Annotated in this window: 15 protein-coding genes; 13 read left to right on the top strand and 2 right to left on the bottom strand. The window is 69.3% G+C overall.

All coding sequences use genetic code 11. The features are described from left to right. Positions 1 to 11: 11 nt before the first annotated feature. Positions 12 to 770: a TrmH family RNA methyltransferase gene (locus G6N61_RS05350; protein WP_163924609.1), complete on the top strand. Its 759-nt coding sequence runs from the start codon at positions 12 to 14 to the stop codon at positions 768 to 770. Here G6N61_RS05350 and G6N61_RS05345 read toward each other — a convergent pair. Next, on the bottom strand, positions 760 to 2,004 hold the full coding sequence (locus G6N61_RS05345; RefSeq protein ID WP_163917592.1) for an acyl-CoA dehydrogenase family protein: 1,245 nt from the start codon (positions 2,002 to 2,004) through the stop codon (positions 760 to 762). The genes G6N61_RS05350 and G6N61_RS05345 overlap by 11 nt on opposite strands. 3 nt (positions 2,005 to 2,007) lie before the next feature. Further along, positions 2,008 to 3,069: an oxygenase MpaB family protein gene (locus G6N61_RS05340; protein WP_163917591.1), complete on the bottom strand. Its 1,062-nt coding sequence runs from the start codon at positions 3,067 to 3,069 to the stop codon at positions 2,008 to 2,010. 242 nt (positions 3,070 to 3,311) lie between these two features. Between G6N61_RS05340 and G6N61_RS05335 the strand changes: the two genes are divergently transcribed. The 12 genes from G6N61_RS05335 (at position 3,312) to G6N61_RS05280 (ending at position 16,241) form a co-directional block, all read left to right on the top strand. Next, complete coding sequence (locus G6N61_RS05335; protein WP_163917590.1) at positions 3,312 to 4,205, top strand: adenylate/guanylate cyclase domain-containing protein; 894 nt, start codon at positions 3,312 to 3,314, stop codon at positions 4,203 to 4,205. An 8-nt stretch (positions 4,206 to 4,213) separates the two neighbouring features. Continuing rightward, positions 4,214 to 5,026 (top strand): rhomboid-like protein, encoded by an 813-nt coding sequence (locus G6N61_RS05330; protein ID WP_179973571.1) that lies wholly within the window; start codon positions 4,214 to 4,216, stop codon positions 5,024 to 5,026. Positions 5,027 to 5,139: 113 nt separating this feature from the next. After that, complete coding sequence (locus tag G6N61_RS05325) at positions 5,140 to 6,033, top strand: DUF222 domain-containing protein (RefSeq protein ID WP_163917589.1); 894 nt, start codon at positions 5,140 to 5,142, stop codon at positions 6,031 to 6,033. After that, positions 6,026 to 6,919, top strand: a complete 894-nt coding sequence (locus G6N61_RS05320; protein WP_163917588.1) for an HNH endonuclease signature motif containing protein — start codon at positions 6,026 to 6,028, stop codon at positions 6,917 to 6,919. Before G6N61_RS05325 ends, G6N61_RS05320 begins: the two co-directional genes overlap by 8 nt. A 31-nt stretch (positions 6,920 to 6,950) precedes the next feature. Continuing rightward, positions 6,951 to 7,991, top strand: a complete 1,041-nt coding sequence (gene pheS / locus G6N61_RS05315; protein ID WP_163924608.1) for a phenylalanine--tRNA ligase subunit alpha — start codon at positions 6,951 to 6,953, stop codon at positions 7,989 to 7,991. Next, positions 7,991 to 10,504: a phenylalanine--tRNA ligase subunit beta gene (pheT, locus tag G6N61_RS05310; protein ID WP_163917587.1), complete on the top strand. Its 2,514-nt coding sequence runs from the start codon at positions 7,991 to 7,993 to the stop codon at positions 10,502 to 10,504. The genes pheS and pheT overlap by 1 nt, the downstream gene beginning before the upstream one ends. A gap of 40 nt (positions 10,505 to 10,544) precedes the next feature. Then, on the top strand, positions 10,545 to 11,579 hold the full coding sequence (argC, locus tag G6N61_RS05305; RefSeq protein ID WP_163917586.1) for an N-acetyl-gamma-glutamyl-phosphate reductase: 1,035 nt from the start codon (positions 10,545 to 10,547) through the stop codon (positions 11,577 to 11,579). Next, positions 11,534 to 12,781, top strand: coding sequence for a bifunctional glutamate N-acetyltransferase/amino-acid acetyltransferase ArgJ (gene argJ, locus G6N61_RS05300; protein WP_163917585.1), 1,248 nt, complete (start codon positions 11,534 to 11,536; stop codon positions 12,779 to 12,781). The genes argC and argJ overlap by 46 nt, the downstream gene beginning before the upstream one ends. Continuing rightward, positions 12,778 to 13,641 carry an acetylglutamate kinase gene (argB, locus tag G6N61_RS05295; RefSeq protein WP_163917584.1) on the top strand — a complete coding sequence of 288 codons (864 nt, stop codon included), beginning with the start codon at positions 12,778 to 12,780 and terminating at the stop codon, positions 13,639 to 13,641. The genes argJ and argB overlap by 4 nt, the downstream gene beginning before the upstream one ends. After that, on the top strand, positions 13,638 to 14,828 hold the full coding sequence (locus G6N61_RS05290) for an acetylornithine transaminase (protein ID WP_163917583.1): 1,191 nt from the start codon (positions 13,638 to 13,640) through the stop codon (positions 14,826 to 14,828). Before argB ends, G6N61_RS05290 begins: the two co-directional genes overlap by 4 nt. Further along, positions 14,825 to 15,754: an ornithine carbamoyltransferase gene (gene argF / locus G6N61_RS05285; RefSeq protein ID WP_163917582.1), complete on the top strand. Its 930-nt coding sequence runs from the start codon at positions 14,825 to 14,827 to the stop codon at positions 15,752 to 15,754. Before G6N61_RS05290 ends, argF begins: the two co-directional genes overlap by 4 nt. A gap of 7 nt (positions 15,755 to 15,761) precedes the next feature. Continuing rightward, positions 15,762 to 16,241 (top strand): arginine repressor, encoded by a 480-nt coding sequence (locus tag G6N61_RS05280; protein WP_163917581.1) that lies wholly within the window; start codon positions 15,762 to 15,764, stop codon positions 16,239 to 16,241. Positions 16,242 to 16,266 lie beyond the last annotated feature (25 nt).

Here is a 16,266-nt window from a genome sequence, read left to right as displayed (position 1 = left end):
GGGGTTCAGCACTGACCGAGAAGTCCAATCGGGTAGCTGCGGCGATCAAGCTGCAGCGTCCCGTTGGACGCCGCCACGCCGCACGCTTTCTCGCCGAAGGTTCCAACCTCGTCGAGTCGGCGTTGCGGCGTGGTCTCGTTGACGAGGTCTTCGTCACCGAGGCCGCCGCCGAGCGGTTTCGCGACCTCCTGATCGACGCCCCCGTTCACCTGGTGACCGAACGCGCTGCAAAGGCGTTGTCGGACACCGTCACACCCGTCGGGCTGGTGGCGGTATGCCGGATGCCGGAGGTGACGCTCGCCTCGGTGCTGGCGGCGCCCCGACTGGTGGCCGTCGCGGTCGACACCGCCGACCCCGGTAACGCCGGGACGCTGATCCGGCTCGCCGACGCCCTTGGCGCGGACGCTCTCGTCCTGGCCGGCGATAGCGTGGATCCCTACAACGCGAAGTGTCTGCGCGCCTCTGCGGGCAGCATCTTCTCGGTGCCCGTCGTCGACGCGCCCGACACGCTCGCGCTGATCGCCGAATTGGTGCACGCGGAGCTGGTGGTGATGGCCGCGACGCTCGATGGCGAGACGTCGCTCGACGACGTGAACCTCGACGTGCCGACGGCGTGGCTGTTCGGCTCCGAGGCGCACGGTCTGCCCGTCGAGGTCGCCGAGGCGGCCGACGTCCGCGTGCGGATCCCGATGGCCGGTGGCGCCGAGAGTCTCAACGTCGCGGCCGCGGCGGCGATCTGTCTGTACCAGAGCGCCAGGGCTACCCGCTGAGCAGTCCTCGCGCGACGTGCGTGATCTGAACCTCGTTGCTCCCTGCGTAGATCATCAGCGACTTGGCGTCGCGCGCGAGCTGTTCGACCCGGTACTCGGTCATGTAGCCGTTGCCGCCGAAGATCTGAATCGCCTCCATGGCGACGTCCGTTGCCGCCTGCGAGCAGTACCACTTCATCGCCGACGCCTCGGCCAGCGAGATCGGGGTGCCGGTCTGAGCGGCCTCGATGACGCGAAAGAGCATGTTGCGCACGTTCATCCGCGCCACTTCCATCGTCGCCAGCTTGAGCTGGATCAGCTGGAACTGCCCGATCTCTTGGCCCCACAGCTTCCGTGACTTCGCGTAGTCGACGGACAGCCGCAGACACTCCTCGATGACGCCGAGCGACATCGCCGCAACCCCGATGCGCTCGGAGGAGAAGTTCGACTTCGCGCTGTCGCGCCCGTCGCCCGACGCGTTGTCCTCGGTCTCGCCGAGCAGCCGGTCGCGGCCGAGGCGCACGTCGGTGAAGAACAGTTCACCGGTGCGCGAGCTGTGAATGCCCATCTTGCGCAACGGCTTCGACTGCACGAAGCCGTCCATGCCCTTGTCGAGGACGAAGGTGAGGACCTTGCGCTTGCGCTTGTCCACGCTGCGGTCGCCGTCGTCGAGCTTCGCGTAGACCACCGTCACGTCGGCGTCGGGACCGTTGGTGATGAACGTCTTCTGTCCGTTGAGGATGTAGTCGTCGCCATCGCGGACCACTGAGGTCGTCATGCCGCCGAACGCATCGGAGCCGGAGTCGGGTTCGGTGATCGCCCAGGCACCCACCTTCTCGTAGGTCACCAGCTCCGGCAGCCAGCGCTCCTGCTGCGCCAGGGTGCCCCGGGACGCGATGGTGGGCACGGTGAGTCCCAGGCTGACGCCCAGGCCGGTGACCACGCCCATGCTGACCCGGCACAGCTCGCTGATGAGCACGAAACCCATGCCTGCCTGGTCGCCGCCGCCGCCGAACATGCCGCCCCCCGCCGACTTGCCCGTCGGTTCCGACCCGTCGCGCATCTTGGCCAGCCGCCGCTCGAGCGATTCCTTGGCCATCGCGTCGATTCCGAAGGTGCTGAACAGCTTTCGGATGATGGGGTAGGGCGGCATGTCACCGCTCTCGAGGTCGTCGAGGTGCGGCCTGATCTCCTTGTCCACGAAGTCGCGAACGGCGTCGCGCACGGCGAGGTCGACCTCGGACCATTCGAGCATGTGTCAGGCTGCCTTTCGTCGATCATTAGTGTGTCGGCCGCGCGCGGGTCGCAGCCCGGCGAGGGAGAACGTGGTGTGTACCAGTGATCCGGCACGTTCGAGCATCGACCTGGACGGCGGTACGTAGTGCACCGGCAGTCCGCGTCGGTCCTTGGGTGGGGCGGTAAACGATGGTGCCTCGGCCAATGGCGCGTCGACGGGCAACCGGCCCGCAGCGCGGCGGTAGGCGGCCAATGCTCGCGGGTGCAGCCGGATCTCGTCGGGTACGGCGACGAACGCGAGTTCGATCGCCTTGCCGAGCAGGCGTAGCAGGACCTCGTCGCCGGGCGTCCACCGCAGGCCGGCCTTCTCGCGCACCGCGGGGTCGAACAGTCCGGCGGCGATCCAGCGCTGTCCGGCCACCAACGGCTTGAATGCGTGGTCCCACAACGGGGTCGGCACGGGAACGAGGCCCGGTTTGGGGATGCGGATGTTCAGCACGTCGCGTGCGGCCCGATTCAGTTCGAGGTCGTCGCGGCAGGTGCGGTCCCAATACTTGCAGAACTCCTCCCACGTCCCGGGTACTGGTCTCGCACTCATGCCGTACATCCGGTACCACTGGACGTGCTCGTCGAACAGTTGCCGCTTCTCCGCCTCGGTGAGGCCGCCGCAGAAGTACTCGGCGCACTTGACGATCAGCATGAAGAACGTGGCATGCGCCCAGTAGAACGTCTCGGGATCGAGCGCGTGATAGCGCCGGCCGGCGGAATCGACGCCCTTGATCGTGTCGTGGTAACCCCGGATCTGCGCACCCGTGGCGGGCGCTCGCTCGCCGTCGTAGACGACCCCCATGATCGGGTAGACCGAGCGTGCGACGCGTTGCAGCGGCTCGCGCAGCAGGATCGAGTGGTCCTCGACGCCCGCACCGAGGCCCGGGTGCATGTTCTGGATCGCGCCGATCCACACGCCCATCAGTCCGGTGCGCAGATCGCCGAAGTACTTCCAGGTGAGGGATTCGGGCCCGAGTGGGACGGAACTCGCCGCTCCGGAGTCCGGAGGAGTGTCGTCGACCTTCGTTGCGGTCATGTGTCCTCCGCCGATGCCCAGGGTGCCTGGCGGTCAGACTATTCCTGACAACGGTCGTTGTCCACGGCCCGCGCACGCTGCTGCCCAACGGAGGCTGGACCGATGCGAGGTTGCGACGTAGGGGTGTGAGCTGCGTCTAGTTCGCTCTATCAAGATCGGTTGACCAGCGCCTTTGCTGGGGGCGGAGGCGCCGCGCGCCAACGTCGTTGCCGGTCGATCCGGGCGCCACCTAGGGTTGAGTGGTGGATGTCGAATCGCCGGATGACCGATCGGACGGGCAAGAGCGCGTCGGGTCGGGATACGGCGCGAGCGGTCCGCTGGGCTGGCTCAAGGCCACCAATCACAGCCCGGGTGTCGTCGACTTCGTCAGGCGGGCCCGTCGCGCGCTGCCCGGCGACCCGGATTTCGGTGATCCGTTGTCCGCAGCGGGCGTTGGTGGCCCACGTGCGGCGGCGCGCGCAGCCGATCGCATTCTGGATCGGCATGCCGCCTCCCGCGAGGTGAGCCTCGGCGCGCTGCAGGTGTGGCAGGCACTCACCGAGAGGGTGTCGGGACGTCCCGCCTACCGCGAGGTGACCCTGGTGTTCACCGACCTCGTGGGTTTCTCCGACTGGTCGCTGTCCGCGGGTGACGATGCGACGCTGCGGTTGCTGCGACGCGTGGCCCAGGTGATGGAGCCACCACTGCTGGCCTCCGGTGGCCAGATCGTCAAGCGGATGGGTGATGGCGCCATGGCGGTCTTCACCGATCCGACGACCGCGGTACGCGCCGTGATCGACGCGCTGGAGGCCGTCAAAACCGTTGAGGTCGACGGATATACGCCACTGATGCGCGCAGGCGTGCACACCGGCCGGCCGCAGCGCATCGGGTCCGACTGGCTTGGCATCGACGTGAACATCGCTGCGCGCGTCATGGAGCGTGCCACCAGGGGCGGGCTCGTGGTGTCGCAGACGACACTCGACGAGATCTCCGAGGACGATCTCCAGGCGCTCGGTTTGACGGTCAAGCGCATACGCAAGCAGCTCTTCGCGCCGAAGATCTCCGGCGTTCCAGAGGATCTCGCAATGTACTGGGTGAAGACCCGCAGGGATCTGCCAGCTGACGATGCCCGGGAACGAAGGCCACCGGGGGCATAGTCGACCGGGTGGTGCGTGCACTCGTGTCCCGGTGGCAGCCGCTGCGGTCGTTGGGACGGCTGCGGGCGACGCTCCTCTACGGAGCGATCCTGCTGGCCGTCACGTCGGCACTCGTCGCGCTCGGGCCGCAGGCGCAGGCCCGTGCCGTCGAGCGCGCGAGCACGAACCTGCACAATCTCGGTCACGGTCATGTGGGGACGCTGCTCGGTAGCGCGTTCGTCGTGGACGCCGGACCGGTTGCACTGTGGTTGCCGGGTCTGCTGTGCCTGCTCGGACTGGCCGAGTCGATCTGGGGGAGTAGGCATTTGATCTACGCCTTCGTGACCGGACACGTCGGCGCCACGCTGTTGGTGGCCATCGGGCTCACGGTCGGGGTCGAGTCCGGCTGGACGCCGGCGGAGATCACCCGCGCGACCGATGTCGGCACCAGCTATGGCGCGACCGCGGTTCTCGGCGCCTTGGCCGTTGCGGTGCCAAGGCGGTGGCGGCCCGCCGTGATCGGAGCGTGGTTGGGCGTTGGCGTGGCCGCGGTCGCGGTGGGGCGGGACTTCACGGACGTTGGGCACGGCGTCGCCCTGCTGTTGGGGATGGCAGTGGCGACCCGGTTCGGAGCGCCTGGTGCCTGGACCGGGTGGCGGTTCGCGCTACTGGGCGTCGCATCGTGGTTCGGGTTCCTGATGCTCGCAGGCACGGTCGAGGCGATGGCGCCTGCAGCGGCCTGCGGCGCCGTGGGGGCGGTCGTGGCTGGCGCGCTGACTGCTGCTCGTCGCGCCCACCTGGGTGCGACTCATGACCGCTGCGGCACTACGCCTCCGGTCTGACGCAACGACCGTCGCAGGGCTCCTTCATCCCCAGTGCCGAATTCATCCACAGCCTGGTCAGGGTGGGTATTTGGTGCGGCTCCGTGTCTTACCCAGGTGGTAGATTCGAAAGCATGTTCGAAGTGATCGCCACCGAAGCTCAGGCCTCCCGCACGGTCGCGGGGTGGGCGCGGGTCGAGGCCGCAGCCACCGCGCGTCGTCTCGCGGCGATGGTCGTGCTCTTGGATCAGGCCTTTGCCGCCGATGGCTCGGCCGATCGGGAGCAGTGGTACCTGGACAACTGGGGCGCGGTCGCCGCGGAGATCGGGGCCGAGCAGAACATCACCCAGGGCGCGGCGTCGCATCAGTTGTTGATCGCCACCGCACTGCGCGACCGACTGCCTCACCTGGCAGCGTTGTTCGCCGACGGATTGGTGTCCTACCGCGTCGCGTCTGCGATCACGACGCGGACGGCCCTGGTGCGGGACCGTGATGCGCAGAAGGCCGTCGATAAGGCGTTCGCTGACGTGTTGACCGGCTGGGCGCCGATGTCGGAAGAGAAGCTCAACACCACCATCGACGCGATCGTCGCCGAACACGACCCCCACGGTGTGTACCGCACGAAGCTCACTGCCAAGGGCCGCAACATCCAGTTCGACTACGACGGCTCCGGCATGGCCACCATGTTCGGCACGCTATTCGCCACCCACGGCAAGGCCCTTGAAAAGCGGCTGAACCTCCTGGCCCACACCGTGTGCCCGGGCGACCCACGGACGGTCGAGCAGCGTCGCGCCGACTCGGTGCACTCGATCACCCATGCACTCGACTACCTGCCGTGCCTGTGCGGTGGCAACGACTGCCCCGGGCCCAAGACGCCTCCGAAGGGCAATGCGGTGGTCTACGTCGTCGTGAACGAGGACACCCTCGACGACGAGTCCGACGCCACGAAGGCTCAGGACGCTTCGCTCGACGGCGACCCCGACCCGCTGTTCGACAAGCCCTTGTCGGAGATCACGACGTGTGGATGAGTTGAGTGGTAACGCCGACGATGTCCGTGGCATCAAGGCCGAGGTCACCAACTCTGAGATCGGTGTGGGCGATGCCGATCGATCGGACGAAAGCGATCGCTCCCACGCGGATGCCGAAGGTGAAACCGCAGACGGGGTACCGGACGCCGACAGTCCGACAGCCGAAACGGATGCGAACCACGATGTACCGGATGAACCGGGCGGCTCAGGCGGAGCAGGCGCCCACACCAACCGCGACCAGCCCGCCACTCGACCCGGCGCGATCCTCGGCGGCCCGTTCCTCCCCGGCGCACTGGCCCGACGCTTCGCGCTCACCGCGAAGATCCGCAAGGTCTGCCACCCCGGCGATAGTCCACCCGAACCTCGCTACACCCCGTCACGCCGGCTCGCGGAATTCGTGCGCTGCCGAGACCTGACGTGCCGCTTCCCGGGCTGCAGCGAACCAGCCACAACCGCAGACATCGACCACACCATCGCCTGGCCGATCGGACCGACCTGCGCGTCGAACCTCAAATGCCTATGCCGTCGACACCACTTGCTGAAGACCTTCTGGGGCGGACCCAACGGCTGGCGGGACCGACAACTGCCCGACGGAACCATCATCTGGACTTCGCCCCGCGGCCGGACCTACACCACCGAGCCGGGCAGCAAGCTGCTGTTTCCCAGCCTCTGCGTGCCCACGGGGCCCGTGGCGATCACGGACGCAGCCAGAACGGCCGCGGCATCCGAGACCAACCCGGGCCTGACCATGCCCCGCCGCAAACAGACCCGCGCTCGGGATCGTGCCCGGCGCATCGCCGACGACCGCAGACTCAACGAAGCAGGGGCCGAACTCCTCGACCCAGGCGTGAGGGTAGCGCGGGTCACACCCCACCCGTCGCTATGATCGCCGGGTGGCTGAGCAGCCCAGCAATGACATTGCGGGAACCCCGGGTTTGACCGAGCAGGCGCTGACGGACGCCGTCGGCGAGGCTCGGCGCGCCTTCGACGCTGCCTCGAGTCTCGACGAGCTGGCGCGGGCCAAGACCGAGCATCTCGGCGATCGGTCGCCGATTGCATTGGCACGACAGGCCCTTGGCTCGCTGCCCAAGACCGACCGAGCCGACGCCGGCAAGCGCGTGAACGTGGCCCGCACGGCAGCGCAAGCGGCCTACGACGAGCGCCTCGAAGTCCTGCGCACCGAGCGCGACGCCGCCGCACTGGTCGCCGAACGCATCGACGTCACGCTGCCCACCACGCGCCAGCCCCTCGGCGCGCGCCACCCGATCACCATCCTCGCCGAGCACGTCGCCGACACGTTCGTCGCCATGGGCTGGGAACTCGCCGAAGGGCCGGAAGTCGAGACCGAGCAGTTCAACTTCGACGCCCTGAACTTCCCGCCCGACCACCCTGCGCGCAGTGAACAGGACACGTTCCACGTCGCGCCGGACGGATCACGGCAGGTGCTGCGCACCCACACCTCGCCCGTACAGGTCCGCGCCCTGCTCGAACGCGACCTGCCGGTCTACATCATCTCGATCGGGCGGACGTTCCGCACCGACGAACTCGACGCCACCCACACCCCGGTGTTCCACCAGGTCGAGGGAATGGCCGTCGACCGCGGTCTCACCATGGCGCACCTGAAGGGCACCCTCGACGCGTTCGCCCGCGCCCAGTTCGGCCCCGGCGGCCGCACCCGATTCCGCCCGCACTTCTTCCCCTTCACCGAGCCGTCGGCCGAAGTCGACGTCTGGTTCGAGAACAAGAAGGGCGGGCCCGGCTGGGTGGAGTGGGGCGGCTGCGGGATGATGAACCCGAACGTGTTGCGCGCCTGCGGAATCGACCCCGACGAGTACTCCGGCTTCGCTTTCGGCATGGGCTTGGAGCGCACGCTCCAGTTCCGCAACGGCATCTCCGACATGCGCGACATGGTCGAGGGTGACGTCCGATTCTCGCTGCCGTTCGGGGTGGGCGCCTGATGCGCATTCCCTATAGCTGGCTGCGCGACGTCGTCCGGGCCGGCACCCCCGACTGGGACGTGTCCGTCGACGAACTCGAACGCACGCTCATCGACATCGGCCACGAGGTCGAGGACATCATTCCGGTCGGGCCGGTAACCGGTCCGCTCGTGGTCGGCCGCGTCGCCGAGATCGAGGAGCTGACCGGCTTCAAGAAGCCGATCCGGGCCTGCAAGGTCGACGTCGGCGCCCACAACGTCGACGGCGAGCCGCGTGACATCGTCTGCGGCGCAACGAACTTCGCCGTCGGCGACCTGGTGGTCGTCGCGCTTCCCGGCACCGTGCTTCCCAGTGACGAGCCGACCGGCGGTATCACCATCGCCAAGCGCAAGACCTACGGCCGCACCTCCGACGGGATGATCTGCTCGGCGTCCGAACTCAACCTCGGCGCCGATCACACCGGCATCCTGGTGCTGCCCCCCGGCACCGCCGAGCCCGGTGACTCCGGAATCGACGTCGTCGGACTCGACGACGTCGTGTTCGACCTCGCGATCACGCCCGACCGCGGCTACTGCCTGTCGATCCGCGGCATGGCCCGGGAACTCGCGTGCGCCATGGACCTCGACTTCGTCGATCCCGCCGACGTCCCGCCGCTGCCGGCCGAAGGGGAAGCCTGGCCGCTGACCGTGCAACCGGGTACCGGCGTGCTGCGGTTCGGTCTGCGCCCTGTCACCGGCATCGACCCGACTGCGGTGTCCCCGTGGTGGATGCAGCGGCGCCTCCTCCTGAGCGGCATCCGCGCGATCTCGCCCGCGGTCGACGTCACCAACTACGTGATGCTCGAACTCGGACACCCGCTGCACGCACACGACCGGACGCTCATCTCGGGTGCTCTCGACGTGCGCTTCGCCGAACCGGGGGAGAAGGTCGTCACCCTCGACGACGTCACCCGCTCGCTCGATACCGGCGACGTCCTGATCGTCGACGAGCGTGCGACCGCGTCGATCGGCGGCATCATGGGCGCAGGCACCACCGAGGTGCGCGACACCACCGTCGACGTCCTCCTCGAGGCCGCCGTCTGGGATCCCGCTGCGGTATCGCGGACCCAGCGCCGCCTGCGTCTGGTGAGCGAAGCCGGCCGACGCTACGAGCGCACGGTCGACCCGGCCATCTCCGTCGCAGCCATCGATCGTTGCGCGGAGCTGCTCGCCGACATCGCGGGCGGCACCGTGGAGCCCACGTTGACCGACTGGCGCGGCGATCCACCCCGCGACGACTGGTCCCCGGCCCCGGTCACCATGCCCGTCGACCTTCCCGACCGGATGGCGGGCATCGAGTACGCCGAGGGCGCCACTGCGCGACGGTTGACCCAGATCGGCGGCAAGGTGGACGTCGCCGACGGCACGGTCACGGTCACACCCCCGAGCTGGCGGCCCGACCTGCGCGAGCCCGCCGACCTCGTCGAGGAGGTGCTCCGCCTCGAAGGCCTCGACCGCATCCCGTCGGTGCTGCCCCTCGCCCCGCCCGGACGCGGCCTGACCGCTGGACAGCGGCGCCGCCGCGCCATCGGCAAGTCCCTCGCGCTCAGCGGGTTCGTAGAGATCCTGCCGACACCCTTCCTGCCCGCAGGCATCTTCGACGCGTGGGGTCTGGCCGTCGACGATCCGCGCCGGGCCACCATGTCGGTGCTCAACCCGCTGGAGGCCGACCGGCCCCAACTCGCCTCCACACTGCTGCCAGGGCTGCTGGAAGCGTTGTCGCGCAACGTGTCTCGCGGTGCGTCCGACGTCGCGCTGTTCGGCATCGAGCAGGTCGTGCTCGCCACGCCGCAGACCCGCGCGCTGGACCGCATCCCGGTGGACCGCAGGCCCACGGACGACGAGATCGCGACCATCGACGACTCGTTGCCGCGGCAACCACTGCACGTCGGCGTGGTCCTCGCCGGCCGCCGTGAACCCGCCGGACCGTGGGGCTCCGGCCGTCCGGTGGAGGCGGCCGACGCCATCGAGGCCGTCCAGATCATCGCCCGCGCCTGCAACGTCGACGTCACGCTGCGCGCGGCCCGCGAGCTGCCCTGGCATCCCGGCCGCTGCGCCGAGGTGCTGATCGGCGACCGGGTGATCGGGTACGCCGGCGAACTCCACCCGGCGGTCATCGAACGGGCAGGACTGCCCAAGCGCACCTGCGCGGTCGAACTGGATCTCGACGCCGTGCCGATCACCGAGCCCCTGCCGGTTCCTGCGGTCTCGCCGTTCCCTGCCGTCTTCCAGGACGTCAGCCTGATCGTCGCCGACGACGTGGCGGCACGCGACGTCGTCGACGCCGTCCGGGAGGGCGCGGGCGGACTGCTCGAGGACGTCAGACTGTTCGACGTCTACACCGGCCCGCAGGTCGGCGGTGGCAACAAGTCGCTCACCCTGGCGCTGCGGTTCCGTGCTCCCGACCGAACGCTGACCGAGGACGAAGCGAGCGCGGCCCGCGACGCTGCCGTGGCCCTGGCGACGCAACGGGTCGGCGCCACGCAGCGCAAGTAATCAGTTTGCAACCGTCTGCATAAACATGCAAGATCGATGCATGACTTCAGTCGCCGTCGCCGGAGCCAGCGGCTACGCCGGTGGCGAGATCCTTCGCCTACTCCTCGGCCACCCCGCCTACCGCGACGGGCGCCTCGTGATCGGTGCGCTAACCGCGGCGTCGAGTGCTGGAACCGACATCACCGAACACCACCCGCACCTGCTGCCGCTCGAGGGCCGGGTGCTCGATCCCACCGAACCCGAGGTGCTCGCCGGCCACGACGTGGTCTTCCTCGCGCTGCCGCACGGCCACTCCGCGGCGATCGCCGAGCAGCTCGGCCCCGAGACGCTGATCGTCGACTGCGGCGCGGACTTCCGGCTCACCGACCCGTCGGCGTGGGAGCGCTACTACGGCTCGACCCACGCAGGCAGCTGGCCGTACGGCCTTCCCGAACTGCCCGGCGGCCGGGACGCGCTGCAGGACACCAAGCGCATCGCGGTCCCGGGGTGCTACCCGACCGCCGCGCTGCTCGCACTGCTGCCCGCAGTGGCCGCCGATTTGATCGAGCCCGCCATCACGGTGGTCGCCGTCAGCGGTACCTCGGGCGCAGGCCGGGCGGCAAAGGTCGACCTCCTCGGCGCCGAGGTGATCGGCTCCGCCCGCGCCTACAACATCGGCGGCGCGCACCGCCACACGCCCGAGATCGCGCAGGGACTCCGCCTCGTCACCGACCGCGACGTCACCGTGTCGTTCACGCCGGTGCTCATCCCGACCTCGCGCGGCATCCTGGCGACCTGCACCGCGCCCACCACCGCGACCACCTCCGAGATCCGCTCGGCCTACGAGAAGGCCTACGGCAGCGAGCCGTTCGTGCACCTGCTGCCCGAGGGCCGCCTGCCCAAGACCGGGTCGGTGATCGGGAGCAACGCCGCCCAGGTCGCCGTTGCCGTCGACGCGGATGCCGGCGTGCTGGTCGCGCTGTGCGCCATCGACAACTTGGTCAAGGGCACGGGCGGGGCCGCCGTGCAATCGATGAACCTGGCGCTGGGATGGCCGGAGACCGAAGGGCTTTCGACCGTGGGAGTAGCACCGTGACAACCAGTCAGAGCCTGATCCGCACCCAGGGCGTCACGGCACCCGCGGGTTTCCGCGCCGCAGGCATCGCGGCGGGCATCAAGGCATCGGGGGCACCCGACCTCGCGCTGGTGTTCAACGAGGGGCCCGACCACGCCGCGGCCGGAGTCTTCACCCGCAACAAGGTCAAGGCCGCGCCGGTGCTGTGGACGCAGCAGGTGATGACGACGCGCCGGCTGCGCGCCGTCGTCCTCAACTCCGGCGGCGCCAACGCCTGCACCGGACCTGGCGGGTTCCAGGACACCCACGCGACCGCGGAGGCCGTCGCGGCCGCGCTGTCGACCTGGGGGACCGAGACCGGGGCCATCGAAGTGGCCGTCTGTTCCACGGGCCTGATCGGCGACCGGCTCCCGATGGACAAGGTGCTGACAGGGGTCAAGGCCGTCGTGCAGGAGATGGCAGGCGGTTTGAGCGGTGGCAAGGAGGCCGCCCAGGCCATCATGACCACCGACACCGTCCCCAAGCAGGTGGCGCTGCACCACCCGCAGAACTGGACGGTGGGCGGTATGGCCAAGGGGGCCGGGATGCTGGCGCCTTCCCTGGCCACGATGTTGTGCGTCATCACCACCGACGCCGTTGCCGACGGCGACGCCCTGGACCGCGCGCTGCGCAACGCCTCGGCGCGTACGTTCGACCGCCTCGACGTCGACGGCAGCTGCTCGACCAACGACACGGTGCTGCTGTTGGCTTCTGGCGCAAGCGAAGTCGCTCCGAGCCAGGAGGAATTGGACGCCGCGGTCCTCGCCGTGTGCGACGACCTGTGCGCCCAGCTGCAGGCCGACGCCGAAGGCGTGACCAAGCGGATCGCCATCACGGTCACCGGTGCGCTCTCCGAAGACGACGCCGTGACGGCGGCCCGCGTGATCGCCCGCGACAGCCTGGTCAAGACCGCGCTGTTCGGATCCGATCCGAACTGGGGCCGCGTGCTGGCGGCCGTCGGGATGGCGCCCGTGGAACTCGAGCCAGGACGGATCAGCGTGTCCTTCAACGGTTCTCCCGTGTGCGTCGACGGCGCCGGAACGCCCGACGCCCGCGAGGTCGACCTGTCCGGCGCGGAGATCGAGGTCGTCGTCGATCTCGGGGTCGGTAGCGGCGCGGCGACCATCCGCACCACCGACCTGTCGCACGCCTACGTCGAAGAGAACTCGGCGTACTCGTCGTGACCACGTCTGCTGCCGCCGTGTTCGCCGAGGCGCTGCCCTGGCTGAAGCAACTGCACGGCAAGATCGTCGTGGTCAAGTACGGCGGCAACGCCATGACCGACGACGTGCTCAAGGCCGCGTTCGCCGCGGACATGGCGTTCCTGCGCAACTGCGGCATCCACCCCGTCGTCGTGCACGGGGGCGGCCCACAGATCAGCGCGATGCTCGAGCGCCTCGGCATCCCAGGTGAGTTCAAGGGCGGCTTCCGCGTCACCACCCCCGAGGTGCTCGACATCGCCCGCATGGTGCTGTTCGGCCAGGTCGGCCGGGAACTCGTCGGCCTCATCAACGCCCACGGGCCGTACGCAGTCGGCATCACCGGCGAGGACGCGCACCTATTCACCGCGATCCGGCGCGACGTCACCGTCGACGGTGTCGCCACCGACATCGGTCTGGTCGGCGACGTCGAGAAGGTCGACACGTCGGCCGTCATGGATCTGATCGCTGCCGGGCGCATCCCGGTGGTCTCGACCATCGCGCCCGACGCCGACGGCGTGGTGCACAACATCAACGCCGACACCGCCGCGGCCGCCCTGGCGGAGGCGCTCGGTGCCGAGCGCCTGCTGATGCTCACCGACGTCGAAGGCCTGTACACGAATTGGCCGGACCGCGGATCGCTCGTCAGCGAGATCGACGTGGCCGAGCTGACGGGTCTGCTGCCGAAGCTGGAATCAGGGATGGTGCCGAAGATCGAGGCCTGTCTGCGCGCGGTCGGGGGCGGTGTGCCGAGCGCACACGTCATCGACGGTCGCGTGGAGCACTGCGTGCTGGTCGAGTTGCTCACCAATGGGGGATCGGGGACAAAGGTGGTGCCGAGATGACCAATACCGAAGAGCTGCAGGCCCGTTGGGGCGCCGTGATGATGAACAACTACGGCACCCCGCCGCTGGTCCTGGCGACGGGCGACGGCGCCGTGGTGACCGACGTCGACGGCAAGTCCTACGTGGACCTGCTCGGCGGCATCGCGGTCAACGTGCTCGGCCACCGGCACCCGGCCGTCATCGAGGCCGTCACCCGGCAGCTGAACACGCTCGGCCACACGTCGAATCTCTATGCCACCGAACCGGGTATCGCGCTCGCCGAGGCGCTGGTGGCCCACCTCGGCGGCGACGTCCACGCGCGGGTGTTCTTCGCGAACTCCGGGACCGAGGCCAACGAGGTCGCGTTCAAGATCAGCCGTCTGACCGGTCGCACCAAGCTGGTCGCGGCCGACGGCGCCTTCCACGGCCGCACGATGGGGTCGCTGGCGCTGACCGGCCAGCCGAGCAAGCAGGCGCCGTTCGAGCCGCTGCCCGGTGACGTCACCCACGTGCCGTATGGCGACGCGGACGCGCTCGCGGCAGCCGTGTCCGACGACACCGCCGCGGTGTTCCTCGAGCCGATCATGGGGGAGGGCGGGGTCGTGACGCCGCCGCCGGGTTACCTCGTCGCGGCGCGCGAGATCACCGCACGACACGGCGCACTGCTGGTGTTCGACGAAGTGCAGACGGGTGTCGGCCGCACCGGCACGTTCTACGCGCACGCCCATGACGGCATCACTCCCGACGTCGTGACCCTGGCCAAGGGGCTGGGCGGCGGCCTGCCCATCGGCGCCTGCCTGGCGATCGGCGATGCGGCCGAGCTGATGACCCCGGGACTGCACGGGAGCACGTTCGGCGGCAACCCGGTGTGCACGGCGGCAGCGCTGGCGGTGCTCTCGACACTCGCGCAGGACGATCTGATCTCGCGGGCCGACGTGCTGGGCAAGACGCTCGCGCACGGCATCGAGGCCATCGGACACCCCCTGGTCGATCACGTCCGGGGGCGGGGTCTGCTGCGGGGCATCGTGTTGACCTCCCCGGTCGGCAAGGCCATCGAAACCGCGGCACGTGACGCCGGCTACCTGATCAACGCCGCGGCGCCCGACGTCGTGCGGCTCGCACCGCCGCTGGTGGTCACCGACGAGCAGATCGACGCGTTCGTCGGCGACCTACCCGCCATCCTCGACGCCGCGACGGAGGCATCATGACACTGCGACACTTCCTGCGGGACGACGACCTGACGCCCGACGAGCAGGCCGAGGTCCTCGCCCTGGCGGCCGAGTTGAAGAAGGCGCCGTTCAGCGCCCGTCCACTCGAGGGCCCGCGCGGTGTGGCGGTCATCTTCGAGAAGAACTCGACGCGCACTCGCTTCTCCTTCGAGATGGGGATCGCTCAGCTCGGCGGGCACGCCGTCGTCGTCGACGGGCGCAGCACCCAGCTCGGCCGCGAGGAGACCCTCGAGGACACCGGGGCGGTGTTGTCCCGGTACGTCGACGCCATCGTGTGGCGCACATTCGCGCAGGAGCGGTTGAGCGCCATGGGATCCGGGTCGACGGTGCCCATCGTCAACGCACTGTCCGACGAGTTTCACCCCTGCCAGGTGCTGGCGGACCTGCAGACGCTCGCCGAGCGCAAGGACAAACTGCAGGGCCTGAAGATGACCTACTTCGGCGACGGCGCCAACAACATGGCGCACTCGCTGATGCTGGGCGGCGTCACCGCAGGCATCGACGTCACCATCGCCGCACCGCAGAACTTCGAACCCCACCCGATGTTCGTGGCGGCTGCCGCCGAGCGCGCCGCCGAGACCGGTGCCACCGTCACGGTCACCTCGGACGCGCGTGCCGGCGCCGAGGGTGCCGACGTCCTGGTCACCGACACGTGGACGTCGATGGGCCAGGAGAACGACGGCCTCGACCGCGTGCGACCGTTCCGCCCGTTCCAGGTCAACGAAGCACTGCTGGAATCGGCCGCGCCGGACGCCGTTGTGCTGCACTGCCTTCCCGCCCATCGCGGCCACGAGATCACCGACGACGTGATCGACGGTCCGCAGAGTGCGGTGTGGGACGAGGCGGAGAACCGGTTGCACGCGCAGAAGGCGCTGTTGGTCTGGCTGTTGGAGCGCCGAGGATGAGCGGCTCGTGACGTCGGCCTCGACGAGGGCGGGCAGGCAGGCACGCATCGTGTCGCTGCTGTCGTCGAACTCGGTGCGCAGCCAGAGCGAACTCGCCACGATGCTGGCCGCCGACGGCATCGACGTCACCCAGGCCACGCTGTCGCGGGACCTCGAGGAACTGGGCGCGGTCAAGCTGCGCGGCGCCGACGGCGGTACCGGCGTCTACGTCGTCCCCGAGGACGGCAGCCCCGTGCGCGGGGTGTCCGGTGGGACCGAGCGGATGGCGCGCCTGCTGAACGACCTGCTGGTGTCCACCGACGCGAGCGGTAATCTCGCTGTGCTCCGCACCCCGCCAGGGGCGGCGCACTACCTGGCCAGCGCGATCGACCGCGCGTCGCTGCCCTACGTCGTCGGCACGGTTGCCGGCGATGACACCATCCTCGTGGTGGCGCGTGACCCGATGACCGGCGCGGAACTCGCCGGCCGCTTCGAAGAAGCGCATTGAGCACACGAATTTTCGTTGAGAACTA

The sequence above is a fragment of the Mycolicibacterium arabiense genome, from assembly GCF_010731815.2.
Taxonomy (GTDB): domain Bacteria; phylum Actinomycetota; class Actinomycetes; order Mycobacteriales; family Mycobacteriaceae; genus Mycobacterium; species Mycobacterium arabiense.
This window is presented reverse-complemented; position numbering and strand designations above follow the sequence as displayed.